Source organism: Pseudomonas sp. JZ134 (assembly GCF_051027695.1).
GTDB classification, from domain to species: domain Bacteria; phylum Pseudomonadota; class Gammaproteobacteria; order Pseudomonadales; family Pseudomonadaceae; genus Chryseomonas; species Chryseomonas luteola.
The window spans coordinates 1,849,910-1,868,349 of the sequence record NZ_CP069250.1; the positions used below are offsets into that span (position 1 = coordinate 1,849,910).

Sequence of the window (18,440 nt, forward strand, 5' to 3'; positions counted from 1 at the left end):
TGTTTAGAGCTTCTACAGGAATTCGACGAGTAGTCGCCTGAGGCGAGTAGCTAACTAGCAATCATAGCTAGTTAGCTACCAAGCTAAGATCTTACCCAATAAACTGGTTGGACAACCAGAAAAGGGCAGCTGAAAGCAGCATCGAGGCGGGTAGAGTTAGTACCCAAGCTAATAGAATATTACGTACCGTACCGCCCTGCAGACCGCTGCGGTTGGCGATCATTGTGCCTGCTACACCAGAAGATAGAACGTGTGTAGTGGATACGGGCAGACTATAAATGTTCGCGGCGCCGATGGCGATTACGGCAGTAAACTGCGCGCTGACACCTTGTGCATACGTCATTCCTTGCCGGCCTATCTTTTCACCTACTGTCAGTACCACTCGCTTCCAACCGACCATGGTTCCGATCCCTAGAGCCAATGCTACTGCGATGATCACCCAGTACGGAGCATATTCTGTTGTGCTGGTAAGGTCTTTACGCAGCCTGTTCAGATCTTCAACATCGCGGCCTTCCAGAACGGGAAGCTTGCTAATTTTCTTTGCGGAATCGTCCAGGCAAAGCAAATAGCGGCGTACTTGGGTCCGCTGATCCACGGTCATGGCGCGATAGTCGGTCACACCATTCAGATTGCTTAACAACGCATTAAGTGTAGGGATTGTAAGCCTGGTTTCACAGCTGAACTCTTCAGGAAGATCCCGATTGCCAGTTGTGTAATCCAAGTACTCCTTCAGAACACTCGATTGACGCTCGTAGAACTGACCCAAGTGAATAGCCGCATCACGGGTGCGTTCAATCTGATAGGTGGTGCTAGTCAGATCCAAGACGAACTTACCTGGCACGATGCCTATGAGTACCAGCATGATGAGGCCAATCCCTTTTTGGCCGTCATTGGAGCCATGCACGAAGCTCATACCCATGGCCGAGATGACTAGCATCAAACGGTTCCAGAAAGGTGGATGCTTTTTTGAGTCTATTTCGCGGCGTTGCTCAGGTGTCTTATGCATTTTGGAACGGGGGCGCCAGCGCTTTAGACCTATAAGAATAGCGCCTGCCAGTACAAAACCTGCTATTGGAGAGGCAATAAGCGAAAGGCCGATATCAATTACCTTCTGCCAGTTAACGCCCTCGCTTAAGGGGATACCTGTGATAAGGGAGTTAGTAAGGCCAACACCCAAAATTGAGCCGATCAGAGTGTGAGAGCTAGAAGCTGGTATACCGAAATACCAAGTGCCTAGGTTCCAGGTAATGGCAGCAGCCAAAAGCGAAAAGACCATCGCGAGGCCATGACCTGTGTTCACATTAATGAGTAGATCGACTGGCAAGAGGTGAACAATGGCATAGGCAACACCAACACCACCAAACAGAACGCCCAGGAAATTGAATATACCTGAGAACATAACCGCTAAATGAGGCGGCATTGCCTTGGTGTAAATGACGGTTGCGACAGCATTTGCGGTGTCATGAAAACCGTTAATGAATTCAAATGTCAGCACGAAAGCCAAGGCAAGAACCAGACTAATGCCTACCCAGACATCTAGCCCGCTGAAGAGATCGAACATATCGTTTCATCGACAGTTGAAAGGCAGCAATTATGTCAGAAAGCAGCCAGACAACTGACCCTTTGTGTAATAAATGGGTAATATTCAGTCGCCGCGGTATTCGCAGCCGCTTGTGCAGGTCTCGTGAACACGGACCCGAGAGAGTTCGGGTAACTGTGGTTTCAGTTCACGCCAAATCCAGATTGCCAGATTTTCACTGGTCGGGTTCTCTAAACCCTGAATATCGTTCAGATAGTAGTGATCGAGTCTCTCATAGATGGGCTTGAAGATCGCTTTGATATCAGCAAAATCCCGTAGCCAGCCTGTGTGGGGATCAACCGGCCCTTCAAGATAGATGGCTACTTTGAAGGAGTGCCCATGTAGGCGCCCACACTTATGTCCTTCTGGAACATTAGGTAGGAAATGGGCTGCTTCGAAGGTGAATTCTTTAAAAATTTCCACGTGATCAGCTCGAACTACCGCGACATGCGGTTCTGATGGGCGCGGAGTTTAACAGTTTCGTCATAATTTTTTCGACTTCTCATGTTTTATATCCCACTTCGCCGACTGACTGCGCTTATCGGTAAGGTGTACCTGAAGATCACATGATTCATGTTAGACGAATACGAGCGGGCTGTAGAGGCGTGAATAGAGGGAGAAGCAACCTGTGAAGATGCTCTTGGTTGAAGCAAAAGCGGTTTCTAATCAGGCATTTTTTTGTGATTAACAATTATGGGCATTCGATACTCGCTGAAAGTCGTTGCGCTGTGATACCAAGCAAGGCAGGCTCGCGGCTTTAATCATGTATGAGGGGTCCCGTGGCAAAGAACGTATCAACGGAATCGCCAACCAAGCTCACTTTTTGGGTGCTTATTGGAATTGCTGCAGTGCTGGTAATGCTCGCTGTACTTGGTAATCAGCTCGGATGGGAGCTGATTCATATTGGTTATGACTCAGTGTCGCTACCTAATGGACTGGAGGCGGGTACACGTGGGTATGTTGTCAGTGGCCTGACATCGTTATTGTTCGCCTTGGCACTGACAACTGCAGTCACTGCTGCTTTCATAAAGGCGGGAGGACGTTATCGCGCACGATTGCCTGTACCTGTTACAGCGCTGATCATGTGGCTGCTTTTTAACGTATTGCTGGTGATTTTCTACCCATCCGCGCTTGAAGTGCAGCTCAGGCATTACAACGGTCCTGCCTTTATTGACTTCTTTTCCTTGAAGGACCGCAAGGGAAGTTTTCAAGGCAGCGCTGACAAAAGCCAAATGCTTACGTACTACCAGGACTGTGCCGCCCGTAGCGAGCAATGCCCTGTTTATGAGTGCGTAACTGAAAAGCAATGGTGGTTTGGTGGTTTTCAGAAGATTCAGGGTTTCTATCCTGGCTTGGATATTGAAAACCAAAAAAAGCTGCTTGACCAATATTGCCAAACAGCTCTTTTGAAATAGCCTCAGCTTTCTCCTACGAATCCGCCCGTCTGGTGATGCCATAGACGGGCATATAACCCTCCTTGAGCAATCAATTCTTCATGGGAACCAGTTTCAATAATCTGGCCTTTATCCATCACAACAAGTCGGTCCATACGTGCGATGGTAGAGAGACGGTGAGCGATGGCTATCACAGTCTTGCCTTTCATAAGCGTTTCGAGACTTTCCTGAATGGCAGCCTCGACCTCTGAGTCCAGTGCTGATGTTGCCTCATCCAGCAGAAGAATAGGCGCGTCCTTGAGTAGGGTGCGTGCAATCGCAATACGCTGGCGTTGCCCGCCGGACAACTTGACCCCACGCTCGCCTACTTGCGCATCGAGCCCGGTTCGTCCTTGCGCATCAGTCAGTAATGGAATGAATTCATCTGCTCTAGCCTTATGTACGGCTGCTTGAATTTCTTCGTCTGTTGCATTGGGTCGGCCATACGTCAGGTTCTCGCGAATCGAGCGATGCAGTAGTGATGTGTCTTGAGTTACGACACCTATGTTGCTGCGAAGGCTTTCCTGAGTGACGTGAGCAATATCCTGGCCATCAATCAAGATTTGCCCTTTTTCCAAGTCATACAGGCGAAGCAGGACGTTAACCAGCGTGGATTTCCCGGCGCCAGAGGGTCCGACAAGGCCTATTTTCTCTCCGGGCTTTACGTCCAGATTAAGGTTTTCGATAACGCCACGGGTTTTGCCATAGTGAAAGGCAATCTCTTGAAAGCGTATTCCGCCTCGCTCAATCTCAAGTGGTTTGGCATTGCTTTGATCAGTGACGGTGCGGGGGCGGGAAATAGTTTCCAGGCCATCCTGAACCATACCAATGTTTTCGAAGATGCCATTGACTACCCACATGATCCAGCCGGACATGTTGTTGATACGGATGACAAGTCCTGTAGAAAGAGCGATCGCTCCGATTGAGATAAGACCTTTATGCCAAAGCCACAGTGCAAGTCCCGTCGTTCCGGCGATCAGGAAGCCGTTCAACAGGGAAATAGTGACACCCATAGCGGTAATCAGACGTGACGCATAGCGAGCTTTTTCTGTTTGTTCTGCCATGGCTTCATGAGCGTAGTCTTCCTCTTGCCGAGTATGAGCAAAGAGTTTGAGCGTCATGATGTTTGTGTAGCCATCAACAATCCGTCCGGACAGTTTTGAGCGTGCTTCGGACGAGATGACGGATCGCTCCTTGGTCTTGGGTACGAAGTACCAGAGGGTAAGGATGTACGCGATGATCCAAATAATCAGGGGAGCCATAAGCCAGACGTCAGCCTGGGCAAAAAGAACCAGGGCGCTGCCGGCGTAGATAAGTACATGCCAGATGGCATCCACTGCCTGGACAGCGGAGTCCCGTAGCGAGGCTCCGGTTTGCATAATACGGTTGGCAATACGACCTGCAAAATCGTTATGGAAGAAGCTGAGGCTCTGCTTCAAGACATAGCGATGATTTTGCCAACGAATCAGTGTAGTCAGGCTAGGAGTAATGGTTTGATGGACCAGCAGGTCATGCAGGCTGATAAAAAGTGGACGCAACAAGAGTGTAACGACTGCCATCCAGACTAGTTCATGGCCATGCTCCTGAAAAAAAACCGTGCTGTTAGCAGAACTCTGTGCCAAGTCGACGATTCGACCCAGGAAGCTGAAGAGTGCGACCTCGATAAGGGAACCTACCAGGCCCACTACCAATAGAAAGAGAAAAGCAGGCCAGGCCTGTTTAAGGTAGTGGATGTAGAACCGCATTACGTTGCTAGGAGGTGTTTCGTCGGAGGCAGGCTTGAAGGGATCAATAATAGTTTCAAACAGGCGAAAAACCATATGCGCTCTCGTTGCCGTTCAGTGTATGCGGCAGGAAGCCGCGCTGTCTTAAGCCTGATCCTCAGAGGCGTGTGACTACCTGTCAGCAGAATAAGCAGTCACACTTTAATCGGAAGCAGGCTTATGATCTTTTGGCCGCGAGGATCAAAATCGGTTCGCGTGGAACGTTCTGGAACATGCCTTTGCTAACAGTCGAGACACCGGCGATCTTATCTACTACGTCCATGCCGCGAGTAACTTTTGCGAAGACGGCATAACCAAAATCCCGCTGGCCATGATCAAGAAAGGCATTGTCTGAGACGTTGATGAAAAACTGGCTGGTTGCCGAATTGACCGCTGCGGTGCGTGCCATGGATACGGTACCGCGTGTGTTTTTAAGCCCATTGTCCGCTTCATTGCGAATAGGGGCTTGTGTGTCTTTTTGCTGCATGTCCTGGGTAAATCCGCCGCCCTGGATCATGAAGCCTGGAATGACGCGATGGAAGATGGTGCCTTTGTAAAAACCTGAATCTACGTAAGAAAGAAAATTCTGTACGCTGACAGGCGCTTTTTGTGCATCCAGTTCCAGTTCAATTTCGCCCTGGTTGGTGGTCAGCACGACATGAGGATTTTCGGCAGCCCAGGCAGAAGAGGCCAGTACAAGCGTGGCGGCAGTAAAGAAAGCTTTGAGCATAAGCGCTCCTTTTGGGTTTAGGGTTGGTTATGTATGAGCGTAGCGCGGTTTGCATGGCACTTATCAAGACTGGCCATGCCCTGTACCTTGTTTCTTGATCAATTCAACCAGTATCTGAGAGGCAGGACCGAGCGGGCGCTCTCGACTCTGATACATATAAAAAGGATGGAAGCGGTTACCTCCTTGGCTCAGCGAAAGAGGTTTTAGCGTACCTTCATTGATTTCGCGCTCGATAGAATGACGAGGTAGCCAGGCAAACCCCAGCCCATTGCGGACAAAAGTGGCGGCTGTAGCAAGGCTCCCGACGGTCCAGCGCTGTTCCGCGCCCAGCCAGCCAGCGTCTCGTGGTTGGGTGCGACCGGAATCTCGTATGACAATCTGCATCTGAGCCTCAAGGTCCTGAAACGTCAGCTCACGCTGCAGTCGATGCAGATGATGATCTGGATGGGCGACTGCGACGAATTCGACTGTACCCAAGCCTGCGCCTAGGTGAGCCGCAATATTCAGACCGCTGATAGCAAGATCGGCCATGCCTTCAAGTAAGGCTTCCTCTACACCAGACAGTACCTCTTCCCTCAGGCGAACCCGGCATCCACGGCTTTGTGGCATGAATTCGGTCAGTGCGCTGACCAAACGGGAAGTAGGATAGGCTGCATCGACTACCAGGCGTACCTCTGCTTCCCAGCCTTGCTCCATATGGTGGGCAAGCTCTTCCAGCTGGCTGGCCTGTTTAACCAGTTGGCGCGAGCGCCTTAGCAAGACGTCTCCGGCTTCTGTTAGTACTGCCTTGCGTCCCTCGATGCGTAACAGCGGAACGCCTAGCTGCTCCTGCATGCGCGCGACGGTATAACTGATGGATGACTGAGAACGATGGAGCACCTCGGCAGCTTGTGCAAAACCGCCGTGGTCAACCACTGACTGTAAGGTGCGCCATTGGTCTAGCGTAACTCGAGGAGCCTTCATACCTATTCCTTAGCGAGTCGGGCAGCGTAAACGCCATGATAAGACACTGTTATATCAATAAAGTTGATTGGTATTAGCTATAAATTCCGTTTTTATATCAACTTAATTGTTATTAAGCTGTGCTCATTCTCCCATTACAAAGGACGCCAGCATAATGTCTCAGGTTCTCGTGATTGAAAGCAGTGCTCGTAAAGAAGGTTCGATTTCTCGTCAGATTACCGCTGAGTTCATCGAAGCGTGGCAGCATAAACATCCAGAAGGCAAAATCTCGGTACGGGATGTTGCTGTTGATGTTATTCCTCACCTGGATGAAAACCTTCTGGCAGGTTGGATGAGCCCAGCCGAGACACATTCCGAGGCACAAAAAGCAGCTCTTGCACGTTCGAACGAGCTGACCCAAGAGCTATTGGCAGCCGATGTTCTCGTACTGGCCGCACCCATGTACAACTTTGCTATCCCTAGTACCCTGAAGGCCTGGCTGGATCATGTACTACGTGCAGGTGTGACGTTCAAGTACACTGAGCAGGGGCCCCAAGGGCTTCTTGAAGGCAAGCGCGCATATATTCTGACGGCGCGTGGTGGTGTTTACACCGGAAGCCCTGCAAATACCTTTGATCATCAGGAGCCTTACCTGCGGCAGGTGCTGGGCTTCATTGGCATTACTGACGTGACGTTTATCCATGTGGAGGGCGTTGCGATGGGGCCAGAAGCAATGGCCAAGGGACTGGAACTGGCGAAGGCTCAATTGGCCGAAGCACTCTAAGTTCAGGCGTTTACCTTTGGATTGAGCCTCCTTCGGGAGGCTTTTTTTTCGTCTGGGCATTGGTTATTCCTGGTGTCTCGTGGATTCGGTATCAAGAGGTGAAGACTTTTCTGATGCTAAAAAGCGCGGTACTGTCGCGCACCTTTTGCTGAGTGGTCGTTATGCCGTATCTGTTGTCTGTCACTGTACTTTGGGCGTTTTCCTTCAGCTTGATAGGGGAATACCTGGCCGGTAAGGTCGACAGTGATTTTGCTGTATTGATCAGAGTATTGCTGGCCGCCGTTGTGTTTCTGCCGTTTACTCGGTGGCGAGGTGTTGCGCCGCGCTTCATTGCAGGCTTGATGGTGGCGGGTGCCTTTCAATTCGGCATTACATACCTGTGCCTATACCGAAGCTTTGCAGTTCTGACGGTACCGGAAGTACTCCTTTTTACCGTACTGACGCCTATTTATGTGACGCTTTTGGATGATGTGGTGTGTCGCCGCTTCAATCCGTGGTCATTGGTCGCCGCTGTGGTGGCGGTTCTAGGGGCCGTCGTGATTCGCTTGGAGCGGCTCGAAGGTGAGTATCTGTCAGGATTTCTGTTGTTGCAGCTGGCCAATCTGACCTTCGCGGCAGGACAGGTATTGTGTAAGTACCTGGTACAGCGTCATCCCTCGGATATCCCGCTGTATCACCGTTTTGGATACTTTTTCCTAGGCGCCTTACTGATTGCGCTGCCGTCATTTCTATTGTTTGGCAACCTGGAGCGTATGCCCCAAACAGCCGTACAGTGGGGCGTACTGATCTGGATGGGACTGTTTGCCACGGCGCTGGGCATGTACTGGTGGACGATCGGCTCAACCCGGGTCAACGGCGGAACACTGGCAATTTTGAACGAACTGCATGTACCTGCCGGTCTAATCGTGAATATCCTTATCTGGAATCGAGATGTGGATCTTGTTCGGTTGCTATTGGGTGGTGGGGTTATCGTGGCCTCTTTGATGATCAATCGTTTGGGACGCAGGGCATTCGCATGACTCTATCTGGCCGGGGTATGGCGCTGTCGGTGCTTTCTTCTGTACTGTTCGCTGTGATGCCGGTGTACTTCAATTATCTGGAGCCATTGGACGGTGTTCAGGTGCTGACGCAACGCATTCTCTGGTCGATTCCCATGGTATTGCTGCTTCTGGTACTGACACGACAGGGCGCTATGCTGCGACAGGCGCTTGCTCGATTGCTTCGTGAGCCTCGGCTGATTTTGGCTCTGATAGGCAGCACCTTACTGGTTGGGTCGCAATGGGGGGTATTTGTCTGGGCGACGATGACAGGGCATACCCTAGATATAACACTGGGCTATTTCCTGTTGCCTCTAGTAATGGTCATAGTCGGCCGCATGTTTTACGGCGAAGAGATGAGACCGTTATATCGGGTCGCTGTAGTCTTCGCCTTGATCGGCGTCATTCATGAGTGGTGGGCTACCGGGGCGTTTTCCTGGGTTACGCTGGTGTCGGCTCTGGGTTATCCACCTTATTTCATGTTGCGGCGCTGGATGAAAATTGATGCGCTGTCCGGCTTTATTCTAGAAATGCTGTGCATGACGCCTTTGGCTATCGTGCTGCTCTATTTTTTCAGTCCTGCCTCGGCTCTGCAGGTGGCGCCGAGCTTGTGGATCCTTCTACCGGGGCTTGGCTTGTTGAGCGCGGTGGCCTTCGGCGCCATGATGGCTGCAAGCCGACTGTTGCCAATGGGACTGTTTGGTATCCTAAGCTACATCGAGCCGGCCCTGCTTGTGTTTGTCGCGATCCTGCTGCTGGACGAAGCATTTGTCTCTTCCCAGCTCTGGACATACGGACCGATCTGGATTGCCGTACTGCTTGTTTGCCTGGACAGTGCCCGTTTGCTTAAGAAGCAGTTGCGTCGAGGGCTGGAAAATGTCTGATAGCTTCAGCGGCCGCCATTAAGCGTTGAAATCCAGCGTCCTATGAGGTCTCGCTCGGACTGGGTCATCTGCGTGACATTGCCTAAAGGCATGGCATTGGAATCTATGGCTTGCTGCTTGATTCGCGGGGCCATTTGCCGGATCTGATCAGGCGTATCCAATAGAACCGCAGCCGGTGCCTCACTAAACAAGGGGCTGGTGGGTTGACTGGAATGACAGACCGTACAGCGTTCGTGAATGATGCCTTCTACCTGAGCGAAATCACCTGTAGCGGTAAGTGGCATCTGTTGCGATTGTACCGTGGCGTAAAGGCTGCCTGGATTTTTGACAGGTGGGGGCGTGGGAGTGGATTGTATCAATCGAGACATCTGCTCATTGTCAAACCACAGGAAGAGGCCCAGCACTACCAGGGTCAGCCCTGAGCCAAACAGCATCCATCTGAGTTTTTGCATGTCGCGATCACTGGCCAAAGCTATCAGTATAACCAAACGGTATGTGGACCTGATGACGGCCAGTCGCGGATTGTCGATTGGCTGTGCCGCTTTGGTCAACAATTGGAAAGTCTTCGATATCCAAGAGTGCTCGCATAGGGTAATGCAAGACTCCTTGGTGATAATTGATGCCTTGCTCTTCGTTGGTAAGGAAGGTCCTGATAGGGTCAGGACCAGGCGTATCACCCGCGGACGTGACTACGATCAGAAAAGGCTTGTCTGAGCGGGACAAACGGCTGGCTTCCTAGTTTGCTCTGGCTCATCACGCATTGCCTGATTCAATGCCATTTCAAGAGGCTGGTCATAGGGCGATTAAGAACCCATGTGCTGCACACTGCGCACGGCTCTCCAAGTGCCGATATCGCTCCGGCGTTGTACTGTGTGGATACCGATCTGGCGCATTGTTGGCATAGGTAAACAGCAATGGAACACAACGTGTACCGGGCAGCAGGCAGTCCTTTTAGCAGCGCAACGCGTACAGTAGAGAGCCAAGACATGCCTATTTATATATTTACCCTTTGTAACCTTTCGTAAGGTATTGGAACTTTTTGGGGAACAATTGCGAATATCTTGGGGCCGAAGGGTTGATCCGTGAAAGTTGTGCCTGGAGTAACCCCCATGTCGATCCGTGTATCGCGAAGAAACTTCTTAAAATTAAGCGCGACCGGGGTGGCAACGTCGAGTATGGCAATGTTGGGCTTTGCGCCTGAACCTGCTATGGCGTCCATCCGTTATTTCAAACTTGCTGCAGCCAAGGTAACTCGAAACACCTGCACCTACTGTTCCGTAGGATGCGGCATGCTGATTTATAGCCGAGGCGATAACAGCATCAATACCGTTGAGGATATTTACCACATTGAGGGCGATCCGGATCATCCGGTCAGTCGCGGCTCCCTGTGTCCTCGCGGTGCTGGCGCACTCGACTTCGTCAAGAGTGAATCTCGCCTTTCTCATCCCTCCGTTCGCGAACCGGGTTCCAACGAATGGAAACGCATCAGCTGGAACGAAGCGCTGGACCGCATTGCGCGTCATTTGAAGGATGACCGGGACAAGAATTTTGTGACCCGTGACCAGCATGGTCATCTGGTCAACCACTGGACTACAACAGGCTTTCTCGCAGCGTCTGCTACCTCGAATGAGACGGCTTACCTCACGCAGAAAATCGCACGGAGTCTTGGTGTTGTTGTAATGGACAACCAGGCACGCGTTTGACACGGACCAACGGTGGCAGGTCTTGCCCCAACATACGGTCGCGGTGCGATGACGAATTCTTGGACTGATATCCGCAATGCCAATCTGATCCTTTCCATGGGCGGTAACTCGGCTGAGGCGCATCCTGTAGGCTTTCGCTGGGTAATCGAGGCAAAGGAAAAGAACAACGCCAAACTCATTTCCATTGATCCGCGCTTTACCCGTACGGGCGCCGTGGCGGATTACCATGCCTCCATTCGGACAGGCACTGACATCGTGTGGTTGGGTGGTCTGATCAACTATTTGTTGACCACTGACAAGATCAACCATGAGTACGTCAAGGCCTATACCGACGTCGCAATCATCGTAAAAGAGGATTTCGACTTTCATGACGGCTTGTTCTCCGGCTATAAGCAGGACGATATCCGTGCTTATGACAAGTCGAGCTGGAGTTACGAGTTCGATGAAAAGGGTATGGTGAAGGAAGACCCAACCCTACAGCATCCCCGCTGCGTTTATCAGCTGATGCGTAAGCACTACAGCCGCTACACCATCGAGAAGGTTGAAAGCGTTTGCGGTATGCCGCGTGATCAAGTCCAGAAAGTCTGGGACATGATTGCCGAGACGGCTGCCGAAGACAAAACCATGACCATTCTCTACGCGCTGGGTTGGACACAGCATTCTGTTGGCGCGCAGATGATTCGTGCCGGCAGTATGGTGCAGTTACTCCTGGGTAACATCGGCATGCTGGGTGGTGGGGTTAATGCCTTGCGTGGGCACTCCAATATTCAGGGCCTGACCGATTTGGGTCTGCTCTCAAACCAGCTTCCTGGCTATATCCGTCTGCCTTCTCATGAAGAGCAGGATTTTGACGGTTATATCGAGCGGCGTGCCAAGCAGCCGTTACGTCCAGGGCAGGTGTCTTATTGGAAATACTTCAAGCGCTTCCATGTAAGCCTGATGAAGTCATGGTATGGCGATGCAGCCACGGCAGAAAACAACTGGTGTTATGACTGGCTGCCCAAGCTCACAGAACCGTTGTATGACGTTATGCATACCCTTGAGCGTATGCACAATGGCGAGATAACTGGCTACCTGGCGCAAGGCTTCAACTTCCTGGCTTCGTTCCCGAACAAGAACAAGAACGTGGAAGCACTCTCCAAGCTCAAGTTCCTGGTAGTCATGGATCCTCTGGATATCGAGACGACCGAGTTTTGGAAAAACCATGGCGAGTACAATGATGTCGACTCGTCAAAGATTCAGACTGAAGTCTTCCGTCTACCCACGACCTGTTTCGCCGAAGAAAATGGATCCATTGTCAACAGCTGTCGTTGGTTGCAGTGGCACTGGCGTGCGGCACCACCACCAGGCGAGGCGCGTCCAGACGTTGCGATCATGGCCGGTATTTTCCATCGTCTGCAGCAGATGTATCGTGATGAAGGCGGAGCATTTCCTGATCCGATTCTGAATCTGACCTGGCCCTACAGCAACCCTGAAGAGCCTAACCCGGAAGATCTGGCCCAGGAATATAACGGCCGCGCATTGGCGGATCTGCCTAGTACCGATGGCAAAACCATCACCCACAAGAAGGGGGATCTGCTGGATGACTTTGGTTATCTGACCGATGATGGTCGTACAGCCTGTGGCTGCTGGATTTACTCTGGCTGCTGGACTCGTGCCGGCAATATGATGGATCGTCGCGATAACGCTGATCCTTACAATGTTGGTATTACATTGGGATGGGCCTGGTCGTGGCCTCTCAATCGACGCATTTTGTATAACCGTGCAAGCGCGCGTCCTGATGGCACCTCTTGGGCGCCCGAGAAGCGGCTCATTTGGTGGAACGGCGAGCGTTGGGCTGGACCAGATATTCCAGACTTTCCTTGGACGTCGCCACCAGAAGCCGGTGCTAGCCCATTTATTCTCAACCAGGAAGGTGTTGCGCACTTCTTTGGCGGTAGCATGATGGCGGAAGGACCGTTCCCTGAGCATTATGAGCCGTTCGAGTCTCCTCTCGACTACAACCCGATGCACCCGAACAACCCTGCAGCCAAAAACAATCCGGCGGCACGTGTGTTCAAAGGCGACCGGGAGCAAATGGGGACCAGTAAGGACTTTCCGTATGCCGCTACGACGTATCGGATTACGGAGCACTTCCACTTCTGGACCACTCATGCGCGACTCAATGCCATTGCACAGCCAGAAAAGTTTGTGGAAATCGGGGAAGACCTGGCCAATGAGCTTGGCATCAAGGCAGGCGATACGGTGAAGGTCACATCAAAGCGTGGCTTCATCCGTGCCATTGCGGTGGTTACCAAGCGTATCCATAAGCTTCAAGTGGAAGGACGCACGGTGCACCAGATTGGTATTCCTATTCACTGGGGCTTCAAAGGCGTGGCCAGGAAAGGTTTCCTGACCAATACCCTGACACCAGTGGTGGGCGATGCCAACACGCAGACGCCTGAGTTCAAGTCGTTCCTGGTGAACGTCGAGAAGGTATGAGGACGCGATAATCATGAGAGGCGATCAAGTCAACTTTCAAAACATCGTCGCCCGGTCCGCGACCACCGAAGCCTCGCCGCACACACGTGACGGCGGGGTGGAGAAGGTCGCCAAGCTGATCGACGTTTCCCGGTGCATTGGCTGTAAAGCCTGCCAGGTAGCCTGCTCCGAGTGGAATGATCTGCGTGATGAGATCGGCCACTGTGACGGCAGCTATAATAATCCGGCAGATCTGAGCCCTAGCACCTTCCAGGTGATGCGTTTCAATGAGTATGTGAATGAGCAGGGCAATCTGGAGTGGTTGATTCGCAAGGACAACTGCATGCACTGTGCAGAGCCAGGATGTATGAAGGCTTGTCCGGCACCAGGCGCCATCGTGCAATATGCCAATGGTATCGTGGACTTCAACTCGGAGCATTGCATCGGTTGTGGTTATTGCGTGTCGGGCTGCCCATTCAATATTCCGCGTATCTCTAAGAAGGATCAAAAGGCTTATAAGTGCACGTTGTGCTCGGACCGTGTCTACCACGGTCTGGAGCCTGCCTGCGTTAAGACCTGCCCAACAGGCGCTATCATGTTTGGTACCAAGGAAGACATGACCGAACATGCCTTGATGCGGGTAGGCCAGCTCAATGATCGTGGTTACGCCAATGCTGGTCTGTACGATCCACCGGGTGTAGGCGGTACCCATGTCATGTATGTGTTGCAGCATGCCGACAAACCAGAGCTCTATAGTAATCTGCCGAGCGATCCGCAGATCAGTCCGCTGGTAGGGCTGTGGAAGGGCATTACCAAGCCCATCATGTCCGCGATGATTGGTTTGACTGCCCTGGCAGGCTTTGCGCACTACGTGATGAAGGGCCCCAAGGAGGAGCCGGAAGACACGCCGGATGAGGAGATTCGTCACGAGGCCCTAGAGGAGGATCGCAAATGACCCCTTCAAGCAGCGAGAAAGGCATTCTGCGGTACAGCACGTTTAGCCGTCTGAACCATTGGGTCATCGCGATTACATTCGTATGTCTGGTGCTCAGCGGTCTGGCGTTCTTTCACCCCTTCTTTTTTGACCTGACCGCCCTGTTTGGCGGTCCGACAATGACGCGCATGGTTCACCCCTTTATCGGGGTGATCATGGCACTCTGTTTCGTGGTCATGGCCATACGCTTTTTCAAGGTCAACTTGTTCAAGCGTCATGATATCGAGTGGATGAAGCACATTGGTGATGTACTCAGTAACCGGGACGAACTGGCGCCACCGATCGGCATCAACAATCCCGGTCAGAAGCTGGTGTACTGGCTAATGGTCATGAGTGTGCTGTTGCTGTTGATCTCGGGTATCGTTATCTGGCGGCCTTATTTCGCGGAATATTTTCCGCGTGAATGGCTGCGGGTATCGAGCCTCGTACATGCATACGTCGCCTTTGTTGCGATCATCACGCTGATCATTCACGTCTACTCGGCGATCTGGGTGAAAGGCTCCTTCCGAGCGATGACGCAGGGACGGGTTAGCCGTGCCTGGGCCAAGCATCATCATCGCCTCTGGTACGATGATATTGTGGAGCAGGAGCGCAAAGAAAAGGAAAGAACCGGCTCGCGTTCGGGTGCGGTCAATGAGCATCATATGCCAACGAAGGGGACGCCGTGACAGCCACTGCCACTCACCAATATGGGACCTCGCCGACGGGGATCATGGATCCGGCTCCCGTTGTACTGCCTAAAAAGCAGGTATTTGCCATGCGGGCACGAAGGCTCAAGGAGCTTTCTGAGAAAGTCGAGCCGCTCAGCGGGTTCTTGCTGTTCATGTCGCAGCTCGTCAAAGCGCAGGACATTGTCTTGAACGAGCATGAAGCCAGTTGGCTACCTGATCCAAGCGCTTTCACGCTGGCGCTGGAGCATGGTATGCCGCCGCTTGGAATCAATGCTTTGCGTCGTGACATTGATTGGCAGGCTGAGCTGAACGCCTTGCTTGATACGCTTGAGCTCCACGTGGCCGATAAGCAGCGTGAGCTTTTGACTGCACTGCGTCACCTGGACCATGAGACAAGGGAAGCATTGGCGGACGATATTCTGGATGGCCGTCCAGGCCCTGTAGAGCATCGTGCCTTGCTTCCTTTTATCTCGGCAGCATTGCAGATCGCCTGGGTTCGTCTTACGCAGTGTCTATCTTCGCCACCCAGAAGGCCATCCGGTAATGCACGAACGATTTGTCCATGCTGCGGGTCGGCTCCTGTTGCCAGTATCATTCATGCTGATCGAGACCGCAGTGGCGTACGCTACTTGCACTGTGGTCTGTGTTCGACTGAATGGCATCTGGAGCGCAGCAAGTGCAGCGTGTGCGGGGAAGGCCGTACGGTGAAGTACCTGAGCCTCGAAGATGAGCAAGGCAAAGCGCCGATGGCTGCGCAGGCGGAAACATGTAGCGACTGCAACAGCTATCTCAAGATTGTAACCAAAGAGTTCAATTTGGGAGCGGAACCAATGGCGGATGATCTGGCTAGCCTAATGCTGGATATGAAGCTTGCAGAAGAAGGGCAATTTGATCGAAGCGGATTCAACCTGTTGCTGATCGTAGGTGAATAACCGTTTACCCTTAATAAAAAGGCCGGCTTTCTAGCCGGCCTTTTTATTAGCGACTTAGCGCCGATGAACCTTCACACCCATGGCATAGGTTTCTTTAACGGCTCGATCATCACCCAGCATCATCAGGGCAAACAGCTTTTCTTCTAGTGACTTGGCCTGCTTCAGGCGGTAACTCAGCAGGGGCGTTGCGTGGTAGTCGAGCACCACGAAGTCTGCGTCGTTACCCTGAGCGAAGCTACCAATCCTATCCTCCAGGCGTAATGCACGAGCTCCGCCTAGCGTAGCAAGGTAAAAGGCCTTGAACGGGTGCAGTTTTTCGCCTTGCAACTGCATAACCTTGTACGCCTCGTTGACCGTCTGCAGCATTGAGAAACTTGTGCCGGCTCCAACGTCCGTGCCCAGGCCAACGTTCACCTTATGCTGCTCAAGTTGTGGCAGTTTGAAAAGGCCACTACCCAGGAATAGATTCGAAGTAGGGCAGAAGGCTACGGCTGATCCAGTCTCACTCAAGCGGGCGCATTCTTCATCGCAAAGGTGTACACCGTGTGCAAACACGGACCGTTTACCTAGCAACTGATAATGATCGTAGACATCCAGATAACCGCTGCGCTCGGGGAAAAGCGACTTCACCCACTCGATCTCCTTGAGGTTCTCGGAGAGATGCGTGTGCATGTAGACGTCCGGGTATTCTTCAAGCAGTTTGCCAGCAAGCGTAAGCTGCTCCGGCGTGCTGGTTGGCGCAAAGCGTGGAGTAACGGCATAGTGTAAGCGGCCTTTGCCATGCCAGCGCTCGATCAGTTCCTTACTGTCGTTATAGCCAGACTCCGGCGTGTCCACTAGGAAGTCCGGTGCGTTTCGGTCCATCAGGACCTTACCGGCGATCATCCGCAGATTGAGCTTCTCGGCAGCCTCAAAGAAGGCATCTACGGATTGTTTGTGCACGGTGCCAAACACTAGTGCAGTCGTTGTCCCGTTGCGTAGCAGTTCTTTCAGGAAAAGATCAGCGACTTCAGCTGCCTTGGCTGTATCGGCAAAGGCACCTTCGGCCGGGAACGTGTAATTGTTCAACCAGTCCAGTAGTTGCTCACCGTACGATGCAATGATTCCCGTCTGTGGGTAATGGATGTGCGTGTCGATAAAGCCTGGTGTAATCAGCGCATCCGGGTGCTCAATGACCTCGGTTCCTTCGGGCAGCACGGGCAACAGCGTGGCTGCGTTTCCCATTGCATCGATGCGACCATCAGTTACGACCAGCAATCCGTCTTCAACGAACTCACAGGCAGCCTCGATGCCGACGTCATTCGGATCGGCAACGCAGTGGAGCAGAGCGGCACGATAGGCTTGAGTAGTCATATCCCTTCTTAATCATCCAGTGTGTTAACGGTAGACAGGTCAAGCATGCAACCTGTCGCGCACGATCAACCACTGCAAGGTCGACAATTCAAACCCGCGCGACATTATTAGGAATGGTTATGTGTCGGCTGAACGAGACGCAGTGGAGAGGCTTCTTGTAGCGTAGCCTGTGCACTATAGGTCGCGATAACTTCTCCCGCTACAGAGATCGCAATTTCCGCAGGAAGTTTACCTTTAATCTGCGGGATTCCCAGAGGGCAACGTACGCGATTGATCTGTTCGGTTGTAAAACCTTTGGTTGCAAGGTGATGCTGAAACTTCACCCACTTGGTTTTAGAGCCTATCAGTCCGTAATAGCCAAAATCGTTACGGGTCAGGATGCGCTCGGTCAGCTCAAGGTCTAACGGATGATTATGCGTCATGACGATAAAGTAGGTGCCGCCTGGCATGGCGTCTACTTCATCCAGAGGTTCGTCCGTGACGATTTTGGTAACTCCCCTAGGAAGAGTGTCTGGAAACTCCCGAACACGTGAGTCGATCCAGCGTATCTCGCATGGCAGGCTGGCTAGTAGTGGTACTAGGGAACGCGCCACATGTCCATTACCAAACACGGCGACGTGCACCGTGTGCTGGCCCATGGGCTCAAACAGCAATTCTGTGGCTTCCGTGCCGCATGGTTCCTGACGTTCACCCAGCGCAAACCGTTCGATGCGCGGCTCGCGTATTCCTTCCTTGAGCATCTGCCGCGCAATCTCGATGGCCTTGTACTCGAGGTGACCGCTGCCAATCGTCAGACGTAAACTATCGGCAGTGACTATCATTTTTGTCCCTGTAGTACGCGGCGTTGAGCCTTTCTCTTCAACAACGGTGACCAACACGCACGGAGTGCCCTGGGATTCAAAAGTGGCCAGCTCGGCTAACCAGCCCGTCTTTTCTTTCATGCATTTACCTGCTCAGTGGCGGGGTTTGCCGTGGAGCAGGCCTCGGCCTGCTCCAGGCGTTTCGTCAGTTTCACGCCCTACAGTACATACTCGAGTGGGGAGGGCATCAACATTTGGGTGAATCCGGTAATCCGCTAGGCTGGCAACGGCGTCCTTTAATTTGTACCAGACAGCAATGCCTCATATGAAGGGCGGCTCGCCTACGGTGTTGGAGTGAAATACGGTTGCCTTCGG

Annotated in this window: 16 protein-coding genes and 1 pseudogene; 8 read left to right on the forward strand and 9 right to left on the reverse strand. The window is 52.3% G+C overall.

What is annotated here, in order from left to right:
* Positions 1-91: 91 nt before the first annotated feature.
* Together JQR86_RS08715 and queD are read right to left on the reverse strand one after the other, a co-directional pair.
* Complete coding sequence (locus JQR86_RS08715; RefSeq protein WP_010798474.1) at positions 92-1,561, reverse strand: inorganic phosphate transporter; 1,470 nt, start codon at positions 1,559-1,561, stop codon at positions 92-94.
* 84 nt (positions 1,562-1,645) lie between these two features.
* Positions 1,646-2,002, reverse strand: coding sequence for a 6-carboxytetrahydropterin synthase QueD (gene queD / locus JQR86_RS08720; RefSeq protein ID WP_010798473.1), 357 nt, complete (start codon positions 2,000-2,002; stop codon positions 1,646-1,648).
* 356 nt (positions 2,003-2,358) lie between these two features.
* Here queD and JQR86_RS08725 point away from each other — a divergent pair, with 356 nt between their 5' ends.
* Complete coding sequence (locus tag JQR86_RS08725; RefSeq protein ID WP_434154697.1) at positions 2,359-2,994, forward strand: hypothetical protein; 636 nt, start codon at positions 2,359-2,361, stop codon at positions 2,992-2,994.
* A gap of 2 nt (positions 2,995-2,996) precedes the next feature.
* Here the strand turns inward: JQR86_RS08725 and JQR86_RS08730 are convergent, their stop codons facing one another.
* The 3 genes from JQR86_RS08730 to JQR86_RS08740 form a co-directional block, all read right to left on the reverse strand.
* Positions 2,997-4,832 carry an ABC transporter ATP-binding protein gene (locus JQR86_RS08730; protein WP_434154699.1) on the reverse strand — a complete coding sequence of 612 codons (1,836 nt, stop codon included), beginning with the start codon at positions 4,830-4,832 and terminating at the stop codon, positions 2,997-2,999.
* 121 nt (positions 4,833-4,953) lie between these two features.
* Entirely contained in the window at positions 4,954-5,505 is a 552-nt protein-coding gene (locus tag JQR86_RS08735; protein WP_404628053.1) for a peptidylprolyl isomerase, read from the reverse strand.
* 63 nt (positions 5,506-5,568) lie between these two features.
* Positions 5,569-6,468, reverse strand: a complete 900-nt coding sequence (locus tag JQR86_RS08740; protein WP_010798469.1) for a LysR family transcriptional regulator — start codon at positions 6,466-6,468, stop codon at positions 5,569-5,571.
* 154 nt (positions 6,469-6,622) lie between these two features.
* Here JQR86_RS08740 and JQR86_RS08745 point away from each other — a divergent pair, with 154 nt between their 5' ends.
* The 3 genes from JQR86_RS08745 to rarD all read left to right on the forward strand — a co-directional run bounded on the left by JQR86_RS08745 (position 6,623) and on the right by rarD (position 9,152).
* Complete coding sequence (locus JQR86_RS08745) at positions 6,623-7,231, forward strand: FMN-dependent NADH-azoreductase (RefSeq protein WP_407361876.1); 609 nt, start codon at positions 6,623-6,625, stop codon at positions 7,229-7,231.
* 161 nt (positions 7,232-7,392) lie between these two features.
* Entirely contained in the window at positions 7,393-8,250 is an 858-nt protein-coding gene (locus JQR86_RS08750) for a carboxylate/amino acid/amine transporter (protein ID WP_407361875.1), read from the forward strand.
* A complete protein-coding gene (gene rarD, locus JQR86_RS08755; RefSeq protein ID WP_407361874.1) occupies positions 8,247-9,152 on the forward strand; it encodes an EamA family transporter RarD in 906 nt (301 codons plus the stop codon). Before JQR86_RS08750 ends, rarD begins: the two co-directional genes overlap by 4 nt.
* A gap of 5 nt (positions 9,153-9,157) precedes the next feature.
* Here rarD and JQR86_RS08760 read toward each other — a convergent pair.
* Both JQR86_RS08760 and JQR86_RS08765 read right to left on the reverse strand, forming a co-directional pair.
* Positions 9,158-9,394, reverse strand: a pseudogene (locus tag JQR86_RS08760) (urate hydroxylase PuuD); the annotation flags it as partial.
* A 217-nt stretch (positions 9,395-9,611) separates the two neighbouring features.
* Complete coding sequence (locus tag JQR86_RS08765; RefSeq protein ID WP_407361873.1) at positions 9,612-9,875, reverse strand: ureidoglycolate lyase; 264 nt, start codon at positions 9,873-9,875, stop codon at positions 9,612-9,614.
* 392 nt (positions 9,876-10,267) lie between these two features.
* On the opposite strand from JQR86_RS08765, the gene fdnG reads away from it, so the two are divergent.
* Genes fdnG through fdhE form a run of 4 tightly spaced genes read left to right on the forward strand, consistent with a single transcriptional unit; the run spans position 10,268 to position 15,912 of the window.
* Complete coding sequence (gene fdnG / locus JQR86_RS08770) at positions 10,268-13,336, forward strand: formate dehydrogenase-N subunit alpha (protein ID WP_139208821.1); 3,069 nt, start codon at positions 10,268-10,270, stop codon at positions 13,334-13,336.
* A 13-nt stretch (positions 13,337-13,349) separates the two neighbouring features.
* Complete coding sequence (fdxH, locus tag JQR86_RS08775; protein WP_239380982.1) at positions 13,350-14,270, forward strand: formate dehydrogenase subunit beta; 921 nt, start codon at positions 13,350-13,352, stop codon at positions 14,268-14,270.
* Complete coding sequence (locus tag JQR86_RS08780; RefSeq protein WP_407361872.1) at positions 14,267-14,977, forward strand: formate dehydrogenase subunit gamma; 711 nt, start codon at positions 14,267-14,269, stop codon at positions 14,975-14,977. The genes fdxH and JQR86_RS08780 overlap by 4 nt, the downstream gene beginning before the upstream one ends.
* Positions 14,978-15,021: 44 nt before the next feature.
* The gene (gene fdhE, locus JQR86_RS08785; protein WP_407363385.1) at positions 15,022-15,912 is read left to right on the forward strand and encodes a formate dehydrogenase accessory protein FdhE; all 891 of its coding nucleotides are present in this window, start codon (positions 15,022-15,024) and stop codon (positions 15,910-15,912) included.
* 54 nt (positions 15,913-15,966) lie between these two features.
* Here the strand turns inward: fdhE and guaD are convergent, their stop codons facing one another.
* Positions 15,967-17,265, reverse strand: a complete 1,299-nt coding sequence (guaD, locus tag JQR86_RS08790; RefSeq protein WP_407361871.1) for a guanine deaminase — start codon at positions 17,263-17,265, stop codon at positions 15,967-15,969.
* Between the two features lie 107 nt (positions 17,266-17,372).
* Entirely contained in the window at positions 17,373-18,206 is an 834-nt protein-coding gene (xdhC, locus tag JQR86_RS08795; RefSeq protein ID WP_407361870.1) for a xanthine dehydrogenase accessory protein XdhC, read from the reverse strand.
* Positions 18,207-18,440: the final 234 nt, after the last annotated feature.